Below are 11,530 nucleotides of genomic sequence, written 5' to 3' on the forward strand. Positions count from 1 at the left end.
CGCCCGGCGCGGCGTCGATGGGACGTCGCCTCCTTCGCGGAGGCGTGGATTGAAACGTCTCTCCTCTGTCGATCAGGAGGCGGGCGACCTGTCGCCTCCTTCGCGGAGGCGTGGATTGAAACCGCTCGAGTGGTGGCGGCAAGTATTGGATGAAGGTCGCCTCCTTCGCGGAGGCGTGGATTGAAACCCGACCTCCCTTTCGAACCTCGATCAGTATGTCGGTCGCCTCCTTCGCGGAGGCGTGGATTGAAACACCATCGAGCCCGATATCGTCACCCACGACGGAAGGTCGCCTCCTTCGCGGAGGCGTGGATTGAAACATGTCGTTGATGATGTCCTACGAGGCAATCGCCGGTCGCCTCCTTCGCGGAGGCGTGGATTGAAACTCCGTCATTCATCGGCTTGTATGGCCGGCCACCCGTCGCCTCCTTCGCGGAGGCGTGGATTGAAACTCGACGCTCTGGCGGAGATCGGCCGCGAGACCGAGTCGCCTCCTTCGCGGAGGCGTGGATTGAAACGAAATGCCGGCGCTGAACCTCGTTCGCCACATTGTCGCCTCCTTCGCGGAGGCGTGGATTGAAACCGACACGGCGGGGCAATGACGCATCGTCTCGGCGGGTCGCCTCCTTCGCGGAGGCGTGGATTGAAACCGCAAATGGTCCGCGGATATGGGCGAAACCCCCAAGTCGCCTCCTTCGCGGAGGCGTGGATTGAAACAGCTATCCGCCGCCGACGATCGTCGCGGAGCATGGTCGCCTCCTTCGCGGAGGCGTGGATTGAAACCCCATGGGCGCCCGCGGCGCCTTCCAGGTCGGCTGGTCGCCTCCTTCGCGGAGGCGTGGATTGAAACGAGGCTGGCAAGGCGGGACTTTGCCTGCGCGGCGTCGCCTCCTTCGCGGAGGCGTGGATTGAAACCCGCGCAAGCATGGCAAGCTGCGCGACGACATGGTCGCCTCCTTCGCGGAGGCGTGGATTGAAACGCCTGAAATGGCTGCACAGCTCGCGCCCGTCGTCGTCGCCTCCTTCGCGGAGGCGTGGATTGAAACACCCGGGGGGGGTGGCCCCTGCCCTAGTCGAAGATGTCGCCTCCTTCGCGGAGGCGTGGATTGAAACAGCACATAGATCGGCCCGTCCCGGTCCAGCCGGCGGTCGCCTCCTTCGCGGAGGCGTGGATTGAAACGAGCCGCTGAAGTACGAACCGCCGAACAGGGACGTCGCCTCCTTCGCGGAGGCGTGGATTGAAACAGCCGCCAGCTTTTCGTATCCCCGCCATCGTGGACGTCGCCTCCTTCGCGGAGGCGTGGATTGAAACATTTCACCCTTCAGGCGGGCGACCTCGCCAGCCTGTCGCCTCCTTCGCGGAGGCGTGGATTGAAACCACATCGAAGTCGGCGCCTCGCTCCACCTGCAAGGTCGCCTCCTTCGCGGAGGCGTGGATTGAAACGAGAAATGCTTGCAGTCGGGGCTAAACCAGGCGAGGTCGCCTCCTTCGCGGAGGCGTGGATTGAAACTGCGCCTCCAGCGCAAGTTGTTCGCAGGTCAGGTTGTCGCCTCCTTCGCGGAGGCGTGGATTGAAACCACGACCTGCGCGGAACGGCAATTACTTTCGCGTGTCGCCTCCTTCGCGGAGGCGTGGATTGAAACGACGTGAAGTGCCTGCGCAAGGTCATCCAGATCCGTCGCCTCCTTCGCGGAGGCGTGGATTGAAACGAGAAATGCTTGCAGTCGGGGCTAAACCAGGCGAGGTCGCCTCCTTCGCGGAGGCGTGGATTGAAACCACGACCTGCGCGGAACGGCAATTACTTTCGCGTGTCGCCTCCTTCGCGGAGGCGTGGATTGAAACTGCTGGAGGCGAAGACGAAGGGCGACGTCGAGATCGTCGCCTCCTTCGCGGAGGCGTGGATTGAAACAGCAGTTGGGCTTCGAACTACACGGTCACATCCGGTCGCCTCCTTCGCGGAGGCGTGGATTGAAACACGCACCACCCCAAGCACGTCTGGCACCGGGGGCGTCGCCTCCTTCGCGGAGGCGTGGATTGAAACCCTACAAGTGGAAGAGCTCCATCCTGCAGAAGGGGTCGCCTCCTTCGCGGAGGCGTGGATTGAAACCACATCGAGGCGAGCGTCGCCCTCAGCGACACCGGTCGCCTCCTTCGCGGAGGCGTGGATTGAAACGAACCTCGGACAGGCAGTTGCGTACCCGATCCGCGTCGCCTCCTTCGCGGAGGCGTGGATTGAAACCGTCCTCCCGTCCCTTGATCGAGCTTGACGGGCTTGTCGCCTCCTTCGCGGAGGCGTGGATTGAAACGGCATGGACACCCGGCGCGAACTTGAACAGCACCGGGTCGCCTCCTTCGCGGAGGCGTGGATTGAAACCACCCTTCGGATCACCTGCTCGCGCTGCGGCCGGCGTCGCCTCCTTCGCGGAGGCGTGGATTGAAACTGGCGGACCCATTGGCCGCCGAACGGCTGGCTCGTCGCCTCCTTCGCGGAGGCGTGGATTGAAACCAATGGTCGATGGAGAAGCCCCCTCTCGGGATGTGTCGCCTCCTTCGCGGAGGCGTGGATTGAAACGACATCTATGCCCAGATGACGGGCTTTCCCGCCCCGGTCGCCTCCTTCGCGGAGGCGTGGATTGAAACTTCTGGGAAGCGCGATCCGCCCGGTTATCCTGCGGGTCGCCTCCTTCGCGGAGGCGTGGATTGAAACAAATTTGATGCAGGGATTGTGTCGAGCGGGGCGGTGTCGCCTCCTTCGCGGAGGCGTGGATTGAAACGTTCCGTCAGGTGGTGGCGCCAGCGGCGAACAGCGGCGCCTCCTTCGCGGAGGCGCGTGGATTGAAACGTCAACTATCTCAAGTGGGCGTGGCCGGCCTTCACGTCGCCTCCTTCGCGGAGGCGTGGATTGAAACGTCGGCACGACCGAGGTCATGCCAGCGATCAAGGTCGCCTCCTTCGGCGGGGGCGTGGGTCGAAACGATCAAGAACGGCGTGCTGGAGTTCCCGATCTGGCTCGGCTCGTGGATCGGACATCAGCAGCATTGCTCAGGGAGGTGCCCCTCTACCTATTCGGCTCTGAGGGTACGGCGCGCTCACCGGCAGGAAGCGGCCGGCCCGTTGAAGATATCGGGCAGGATGTCGAGCACCGCCTCGGACGGGCGGGCGAGCCTTGTGCCGAGCGGTGTCACGACGAAGGGACGGTTGATGAGGAGCGGCGTCGCGATCATCGCGTCGAGCAACTGGTCGTCGGTCAGGTCCGGGTTGTCGAGACCGAGTTCGGCATAGGGCGTGCCTTTCTCGCGGATGGCCTCCCGGACCGTCAATCCGGCATCCGAAATCATCGTCGCAAGCTGCTCGCGAGTCGGCGGATCCTGCACATATTCGATGACAACAGGCTCGATCCCGGCCGCGCGGATCAGCGCCAGCGTGTTGCGGGACGTTCCGCATGCGGGGTTGTGGTAGATGGTGACGTTCATAATCAATGCCTTTCGGTCGGAGCAGCTCGGGAGATCGCAGGGAGCCTCATACCAGTTCTTCGAGCGGTTCACGATCCACACGACAGACAGCATCACCGGCACTTCGATGAGGACGCCGATGACGGTGCGAGCGCCGCACTGGAAGCCGAACAGGCTGATGGCGGCTGCGACCGCGAGTTCGAAGAAGTTGCTGGCACCGATCAGGCAGAGGGACCGGCAATACAGTGCCGCTCACCGGTCATCCGGTTCAAGAGATTCCAAAGGTCACAGGTTCGAATTCTGTCGGGTCGCCGTTGAATTGATCGATTTATAAGTATTTGCTTGATCTCGGATAGCGACAAAGGCCGGGATTTGCCTTTAGGATCAACGTCAGGCCATCCGGCCGGTCGCCATAGGCAAGCGAGGCGATCTCGTCGACCATGTCTCCGTCATCGGTCGGGTAGGTCTTCGGGCGGTCACGGATGAGCCTTGCCAGGTCACAGCCCAAACAAGCCCGTGATGCCGCCACCGGGGCCGACCGCGCCAAAGCGCGTCCAGGTGCCGAGCAGGGCAACCATGCCCGGCCAGCCGCGCCGGTCGATATAGGTACGATCCTGCTCGATCCACGAGGACGTATCAGCCGAGCGCCCGCCAGTCGCCGCAGATATCCACGCTGTTCGTGGTTTAAGCGACGCTGGACGATCGATCATGGCGGTATCGGACTGGGTCGGGCCGGGTCTCGACTGGCGACAGGCGCTGGCCGAGATGAAGCGGATTCTGGCGCCGGCGTTTCTGCGGGCGGAGCCGCGGGCATCAGTAAGCGCTTTATTGATGGGCTTCTGTCCCGGGCGGAGCGCAAGACGGGCTGGATGCTGGCGGAAGAGGCCGGCTTTGCTCGTCCTTATCGACTTCAGTCGCTTCTGGGTCGCTCAGCCGAAACTGCGCTGGTGGAACTGACGGCCGCCGCCGGACTACGATGGACGATCGAGGAATGCTTCCTGCGCGCCAAAGACGCCCAGCAGCGCCGCAACGCCTTCGGCAAATCCTGGCGACCCTACACGACGCCGGAAATCCTGTATCTGTTCGCCCGGCTCATGCCGCGCCACGTCTTGTCGGTCGCCTTCAGCAGCACCAGTTACAAGCGGCCGGCGCACACAGGAAAATGCGTGATAATATGCAACTGTAGTCCTGGTGCCCCCAGGTCGGGGGGCAATTCTTCGGAGGAGACAGGCTATGGGATTTTCAGCAGACTGGACCGGGCCCCCTTTCGCATTGCCAACTGCATGCACGCGGTATCGGCCGTCGTGGACCGCATGAAGAGTTCGCCGAACGGCAGGGCGCCGGGAGGGAGGGAAGTTGGGGGCGTTGCGCTTTTTTGGCCATACGGGGAAAACTCCCACTGCTTCCTATGTGATTCCTGCGAGGTTTCAGCGGGAAGGTGGATATTGTGTAAGTAGCTGAAAATATTGGCGAACCAAGGATGATGGGGATGCGGACTGGGCCGTCAACATTGCCCGATAAGACGAGGCGGTTTCAATCTTATCGGGTTCCGCATCTGCGCTTGTCGCGCCATGTTGCGAGAGAAAGAAATGTGCCTTCATTTTTGCCATTTGGCTCTATTTTTTGCGATCCTGAAAGCTGCCGATTATGGTCATCCGCCTGTTCGTAAGGCTACTTGACGGGCGGTGAGGCCTTGCCAAGCTTTATCGAGGGCTCGCGCGCCCAGACGCGCAGCTTGCGGAGGCCCGCCACGAAGCCGGCAAGTCCTTCCTCGCCGGGAAGGATAACGGTCCCCTCGTCGAGGGCATCGCCGATACCGGCCTTCTCGAGCAATGGCAAGGCCGACGTATCATAGCCGATGAACTTGCAATGCTGGAAGGCATCGGCGACGAAGTCACGGGCCGCCGCTGCTTTCACCAGATCCTGGATTGCCTCGGTGGAGGTCAAAAGCGTGACGGCGTCGAAGAGGACGGATGGTCCGCCGCCGATCATATGATGCGCTTCGATCCATGATCCGTCCGCCGCCGTAACGCCGCCAACCTTGGGCGCGATCAGTTCGCAGACTGCCTTCTCCTTGGTGATCGCCGCCATCAACCCGTTCAGCAACCCGGCGTCCACGCCGTCGGTGACAAGGATGCCGAGCTTGCGGCCCTCGAAGCGCTTCGGCCCGTTCGCGAAGATGCTGAGCGCCGGTGAAGGTTCCAGATCCTGACGGGTCGGGACAGCCGCATCGGCGGGCTTCGGCATCGACCGGAAGCCGAGCTTCTGGGCAACCGTCGTCGCCAGCGTCTCGTCGATATTCAAGAGATGGGACACCATGCGCTCGCGGATGACGGGCGTTTCGACCTTGCTCAACTCGAAGGTCAGGGCATCTGCGATGTGGCGCTGCTCCGGCGGGGTCTGGCTGATGTAGAACTGCCGCGCCTGGCTGTAGTGGTCGGCGAAGCTTTCCGGGCGCAGTCGCGCCTTGGTGCCCTGTTCATCGGCCGGGAAGGGACGATGGCCCCGCATCGGAGACTCGCGCGGCCCCTCGTTGAACGAATTCGGCTGATAGTTCACCCGGCCGACAGGATTGCGCATGGCCATGTGGCCATCCTGCTGGAAATGCGCGAAGGGACACTTCGGCGCATTGATCGGAAGGTGGGTGAAGTTCGGACTGCCCAGACGTTTCAGCTGGGTGTCGAGATAGGAAAAATTGCGGCCCTGTAGCAGCGGGTCGTTGCTGAAGTCGATGCCCGGCGGCACGTTCTGCGTCATGAAGGCGACCTGCTCGGTCTCAGCGAAGAAATTGTCCGGCATGCGATCGAGCACCAATCGTCCGATCGGCTGCGGCTTCAGGATTTCCTCGGGGATGAGCTTCGTCGGATCGAGCACGTCGAAGTCGAAACTGTCGGCGAAATCCTGGTCGAAGAGCTGGACCTGCAATTCCCATTCCGGGAAGTTGCCGGACTGGATCGCCTGCCAGAGGTCGCGGCGATGGAAGTCGGGATCGGCGCCGTTGATTTTCACGGCCTCGTTCCAGGCGACGGACTGGAGACCCAGCTTCGGCTTCCAGTGGAATTTTACGAAGGTCGACTCGTCCTTGGCGTTGACGAGGCGGAAGGTATGAACGCCAAATCCTTCCATGAAGCGGAACGAGCGGGGGATGGCCCGGTCCGACATGACCCACATGATCATGTGCATGCTCTCCGGCGTCAGGCTGATGAAATCCCAGAAAGTGTCATGCGCGGACTGAGCCTGCGGAAAGCCTCGGTCGGGCTCGGGTTTTACAGCGTGGACGATGTCAGGGAATTTGATCGCATCCTGAATGAAGAAAACCGGGATGTTGTTACCCACCAGATCCCAATTCCCCTCCTTCGTGTAGATCTTCACCGCGAAGCCGCGCACGTCGCGCGCAAGGTCGAAAGATCCCTTGCTGCCGGCGACGGTCGAGAACCGGACGAAGGCGGGCGTGCGTTCGCCGGGGCGCTGAAAGAGGTCGGCCTTGGTGTAGGCGGCAAGCGATTCATAGGTTTCGAAAAAGCCGTGCGCGCCATAACCGCGGGCATGGACGACGCGTTCGGGAATGCGCTCGTGGTCGAAGTGGAAGATCTTTTCGCGGAAATAAAAATCGTCGACGACCAGCGGCCCGCGCGGGCCGACGCGCAGCGAATTCTGGTCGTCCACGACCGGCCCGCCCTGGGCGGTCGTCATGACGGGCGTGTCGTCTTCGGCCGTCTGGTGAAGCTCGCCGCCCGCACCCCGTTTCAGCTTTACGTCGTGGATCGTGGCGGTGTCAGTCGTGTCGCGTGACGACGCAGCGGTGGTTTTCCTGGCCATGATACGGCTCCTGATGAACTCGGTTCGAAGGGCAATGATGGGCCGAAAGCAGAAAGGCCGCCCCGGAAGGCGGCCTGATCCGTGTTGCCGGCAGTCTAGCTGGCTTTTTTCATCAGACCCTTGGCATTTGCCGAGGATTCGCCAAGCGCCGTGAGCTTCTCGTCGGTGGCGATCTCCTCCTGGAGATTGGCGTCGAGAAGCGGGATCGCGTCTTTCATACCAAGCTGTTTCGCCCAGGCCTTCAGCGTGCCGTAGCGGGCGATCTCATAGTGCTCGACCGCCTGGGCCGAGGAGATGAGGCCGGCATCGAGGGCTGCGGTGCCCTTGTAGTCTTCCATGATCTCCTCGCCTTCGGCGATGATGCCCTGGATGGCTTCGCAGGTCTTGCCGCGGGCCGGCTTGCCGAGGAGCTCGAACACCTGTTCGAGGCGCTCGATCTGCCCCTGAGTCTCGTCGCGGTGCTGTAGGAAGCCTGCCTTGCCTTCTTCCGACTGGGCCGCACGCGCCATTTTCGGCAGCGCCTTCAGAATCTGCTTTTCAGCGAAATAGATATCCTTGAGCGTATCAAGGAAGAGGTCGTTCAAAGTCTTTTCCGTAGGCATTGGCGAGTCCGATCAAACTTTCGAGGGAGATGGACTCACAGAACCGCGGAACCGAGACGACGTTCCGTTGTTCGGAAAATAAATCTGTACGGACCGATCCCATTCTCACTTCATCAAACCCGCGGCGCGCAGCGCATTCTCGATGGCCGACTGAATGCTGTTGCCTGCACCGCCGCTCGATGGCGTTTGATGGGGGATCGGGCGCTCCGCGGATGCTGGCACATGTGTACGGTCGCGGCGCTCGAAGGAGGCGGCGAGGCCCCATGTTCTCGCAATCTGGACTGTCGAGGAGACACCGACATCGAGCATGAACGGTGCGCTCCTGCCATATCCCGACGATGCGTCGACGGGCGTGCCATGCCCCATGCCGGAAATCGTGTAGAGTTCGATTGCATCCATGCCGCGGTCGTCACGCCACACGGATCGTAGATGTCGATCCGTCGTCTCGACCTGGGTCGGCTGGTCCGGCACGGCATGCACGCCGCGCCACTGCGCGACGATCGCGGCGGCATTCTGCGGAACCACCGTGTGGTCGCTCGTTCCCTGCCAGACCGAAACCGGCGGCCATGCGCCTTCATGCCGTGTGGCCGCGCGCAGGCTTTCCTGCAATCTGTCGGTGCTGGGAAGACCGTGCCCACGCATGCGGTCGAACGCCTCGGGGACAGTCGAGGCGGCGGCGTATGGCAGGCCGGCGATGATGGCCCCGCCGGCAAAGACGTCCGGATAGCAGGCCAGCATGGCATTCGCCATCGCACCGCCGGCGGAAAGGCCGGTGATGTAGATTCGGTGCTCGTCGATATCGTGTTTGGCGACAACAGTGGCGATCATCTGCCGGATGGACATCGCTTCGCCCCGGTCGCGCTGTGTGTCGGCGGCATTGAACCAGTTGAAACACAGATTCGCATTGTTCTGCCTGGCCTGTTCGGGAAAGAGCACGACGAAGCCGTAGTCCTCGGCGAGCGCCGACCAGCCGGAGCCCGCATCGTAGCCGGCGGCGGTTTGCGTGCAGCCATGCAGCACGACCACCAGAGCCGGCGCGGCCGGCAACTGTTTCGGCACATGATGCCAGGCCGTCAGGGCGCCGGGATTGCCTCCGGAATGATCGAGCTTCCTCAGGATGGAGCCGGTCGGTACGGCGGGCTTCACGGAGCGCATCCGCGCAAGCCGTTCGAATGTGTCGGATAGGGATCTCATGGAGGGCTCCAGATGGTGCGCCGGACTGGCGCATACACTCTAACCCTTCGGTGGCGATTTGGTTGCTGCGCTGCACAATAATTTGTCTGTCGGACGGAACAGAAAGGAAGCCGCCCCTGAGGGCGGCTTCGAAAGCGCCTAGCGCTCGACGACCAAAACCGCTTCGTCATCGTCACGCTGGCGTCCGCCGAGGGCGGCGGCGGCAGAGGCGATGAAGGCGCCGACGAGAAGCGACAGGGCGCCGAGCATTGCTGCCGTTGCGGCGGATTTGCGCGCCTCGTCTGCGGTCTTGAGCGCGGTGTTCTTCGCATCCTCGATCTGCTGGAGGACCTGGTCGACGCGGGCTTTTGCATCCTCCGGCGTGATGCCGGCGCGCGATGCGACGATTGTGGCGATATAGGTGCGGTCGGTTTCCGGCACGCCGTCATTCACCGCGCCCTGCACCAGGATACGGGAAATCTCGGCGGTGGCCGAAGCATCGTCGGCCTGTGCGCGCGTGGCCAGATCCCGCGGACGCAGCAGCAGGTCCGTGAAGTAGCCGGTTGCGGCATCGAATGCGGTCGCGTTGCCGTTTGCCGCGGCGGCCGAGCCTACGACAGTCGCGGTTGCCGCCGTCGTCGAGACTGCCTGAACGCCGGCTCCTGTGAGCGAGGTGAAGGCAGAGCCGGCCAGTCCCACCACGACCACCGTTGCCAGTGCCCAGCTCAGAAAGCCGTGCGCGGTGTCGCGGAAGAACACCTCATCCGTATGGAGACCCGCCCACTTCGTCCGAAGGCGGCCGGTCAGATAACCGCCGAGTGCCGAGGCCAGCCATTGAACGACCACGAACCAGATGGCCGCCGTGACGCCGACCGTGGTGAAGGAAGCGCTGTCTCCTGCCCATGGCGAGACCATGGTGAGACCGACACCGGAGCCGAGCAGAAGAAGGATTATGGTGATGCCTGCCGCGGCGACCGCGCCGCCGATGACGGGACCCCAGGCCAAGGCCGGCGTGTTGGATTCGATACCGACGTCGGAAACATCCGAGCTTAAAAGGGACATGTCCGCCTCCTATCGCAGGAAGAGAACGAGCAGGATGACGATCGGCAGGGGAATGCCCAGGAGCCAGAGAAGAATACCGCGACCCATTTTTAAGACCTCCTTTGACGTGCGAGCGGATGCCCGCAGCATGCGCTGTCAACTCCTTGAATCGGCTGAGGTTCCATAGGGGCGCGGCGTATCATCTATTTTTCGGCCAGTGGAACCATGCGGTCGGCACGGTGTTCCTATGGGGCCTGCTCTCAGGCTTCAACGAGGAAAAAATCATGAAAAAACTTCTCATAGCCGCAGCGCTTGCGGGCGCATCGACCTTTGGCGCCTTCGCTCAGACATCGACGGCTCCGGCAACCGATGGCGACACGCCGGCGGTTGCAACGCCGGACACCAAGAATGCGGCCGCTCCCGTCGAGGGCGCCAATAGCTTCACCGAAGACCAGGCGCAGGAACGTCTTGCTGAGGCCGGCTACGCCGAGGTCACAGGTCTTGCGCTCGACGACAAGGGTGTCTGGCGGGCAAAGGCGGCAAAGGACGGCAAGACCGTAGATGTCGCGCTCGATTACCAGGGCAACATCGTCGCCAACTAATTTCAGCTTTCAGGAGATTTCCTATGAAAACCGTAACCGGACTTTTCGACGACTATTCAGACGCCAGCGCTGCCGTCGGCGCCCTGGAGGCACGCGGCGTGCCGTCCAGCGACATCAGCATCGTCTCCAACAATGCGGACGAGCGCCATGGCAAGGAAACCAATGCCGCTGAGGGCGCCGGGGCGGGTGCCGGTATCGGCGCCGCCGTCGGTGGCGTCGGCGGCCTTTTGACCGGGCTCGGCATCATGGCCATTCCCGGCGTCGGGCCTGTCGTGGCCGCCGGCTGGCTTGCCGCCACGGCGGCGGGTGCCGTCGCCGGCGCGGTGGCCGGTGGTGCCGCAGGCGGGCTTATAGGCGCGCTGACGGAAGCCGGCGTTTCCGAAGAGCATGCCCATGTCTATGCCGAGGGTGTTCGCCGCGGCGGGACGCTCGTGACGGCGAAGGTGGACGAAAGCCTTCAGGCCGAAGCCGAGGCCATCCTGCGCACATCCAGCTGGGTCGATCCTGATCAGCGGCGCGCCGCCTATGCAGAAGAGGGCTGGTCCCGCTTCGACGGCACCCAGGATCCGTACGGGTCCGCTGAAATCGAACAGGAACGTCTGCGCTACAGGCGCTGAACTTCCAGGAGAGGCCGGCATCCGCCGGCCTTTTCTTACATTATACAGAGGCGGGCTCACCCGCCATGCCGTCGTCTTCAGCGGCCAATTTGTGAACGCCGACGTTCACTTCATCGAACGATACGATTCGTGTCGTCTGATTGCGGTAGCGGGCGGCATGTGCGACGATGTCTGAACCGGGGCTTTTCAGATGAGGTGTGCGGTGGTCACCGAACGGGATCAT

9 protein-coding genes, 1 pseudogene and 1 CRISPR repeat array (1 of these 11 running past the window's edge) are annotated in these 11,530 nt (G+C 62.7%); of the genes and pseudogenes, 2 read left to right on the top strand and 8 right to left on the bottom strand.

Going from position 1 to position 11,530, the window contains the following annotated elements:
• Positions 1 to 2,975: direct repeats of the CRISPR family, unit length 32 nt; unit sequence GTCGCCTCCTTCGCGGAGGCGTGGATTGAAAC (it extends 2,890 nt beyond the left edge of the window).
• A gap of 115 nt (positions 2,976 to 3,090) precedes the next feature.
• The 7 genes and pseudogenes from arsC to AB3G45_RS11255 form a co-directional block, all read right to left on the bottom strand.
• Entirely contained in the window at positions 3,091 to 3,474 is a 384-nt protein-coding gene (gene arsC / locus AB3G45_RS11225) for an arsenate reductase (glutaredoxin) (protein ID WP_367830626.1), read from the bottom strand.
• A gap of 2 nt (positions 3,475 to 3,476) precedes the next feature.
• Positions 3,477 to 3,728: pseudogene (locus AB3G45_RS11230) on the bottom strand (arsenic resistance protein); the annotation flags it as partial.
• A 222-nt stretch (positions 3,729 to 3,950) separates the two neighbouring features.
• Complete coding sequence (locus AB3G45_RS11235; protein WP_367833693.1) at positions 3,951 to 4,163, bottom strand: hypothetical protein; 213 nt, start codon at positions 4,161 to 4,163, stop codon at positions 3,951 to 3,953.
• Positions 4,164 to 5,124: 961 nt separating this feature from the next.
• Positions 5,125 to 7,272, bottom strand: coding sequence for a catalase C (catE, locus tag AB3G45_RS11240; RefSeq protein ID WP_367830627.1), 2,148 nt, complete (start codon positions 7,270 to 7,272; stop codon positions 5,125 to 5,127).
• 95 nt (positions 7,273 to 7,367) lie between these two features.
• Complete coding sequence (locus AB3G45_RS11245) at positions 7,368 to 7,874, bottom strand: ferritin-like domain-containing protein (RefSeq protein WP_367830628.1); 507 nt, start codon at positions 7,872 to 7,874, stop codon at positions 7,368 to 7,370.
• 105 nt (positions 7,875 to 7,979) lie between these two features.
• Positions 7,980 to 9,068: a PHB depolymerase family esterase gene (locus AB3G45_RS11250; RefSeq protein ID WP_367830629.1), complete on the bottom strand. Its 1,089-nt coding sequence runs from the start codon at positions 9,066 to 9,068 to the stop codon at positions 7,980 to 7,982.
• 138 nt (positions 9,069 to 9,206) lie between these two features.
• The gene (locus AB3G45_RS11255) at positions 9,207 to 10,109 is read right to left on the bottom strand and encodes a hypothetical protein (protein WP_367830630.1); all 903 of its coding nucleotides are present in this window, start codon (positions 10,107 to 10,109) and stop codon (positions 9,207 to 9,209) included.
• Positions 10,110 to 10,372: 263 nt separating this feature from the next.
• On the opposite strand from AB3G45_RS11255, the gene AB3G45_RS11260 reads away from it, so the two are divergent.
• Both AB3G45_RS11260 and AB3G45_RS11265 read left to right on the top strand, forming a co-directional pair.
• On the top strand, positions 10,373 to 10,690 hold the full coding sequence (locus AB3G45_RS11260) for a PepSY domain-containing protein (protein WP_367830631.1): 318 nt from the start codon (positions 10,373 to 10,375) through the stop codon (positions 10,688 to 10,690).
• A 23-nt stretch (positions 10,691 to 10,713) separates the two neighbouring features.
• Entirely contained in the window at positions 10,714 to 11,307 is a 594-nt protein-coding gene (locus tag AB3G45_RS11265) for a general stress protein (RefSeq protein WP_367830632.1), read from the top strand.
• A gap of 40 nt (positions 11,308 to 11,347) precedes the next feature.
• Here AB3G45_RS11265 and AB3G45_RS11270 read toward each other — a convergent pair whose 3' ends face one another.
• On the bottom strand, positions 11,348 to 11,530 hold the full coding sequence (locus AB3G45_RS11270) for a hypothetical protein (RefSeq protein ID WP_367830633.1): 183 nt from the start codon (positions 11,528 to 11,530) through the stop codon (positions 11,348 to 11,350).

It is taken from the genome of Shinella sp. S4-D37 (assembly GCF_040812195.1).
In the GTDB taxonomy this organism is placed as follows: Bacteria; Pseudomonadota; Alphaproteobacteria; order Rhizobiales; family Rhizobiaceae; genus Shinella.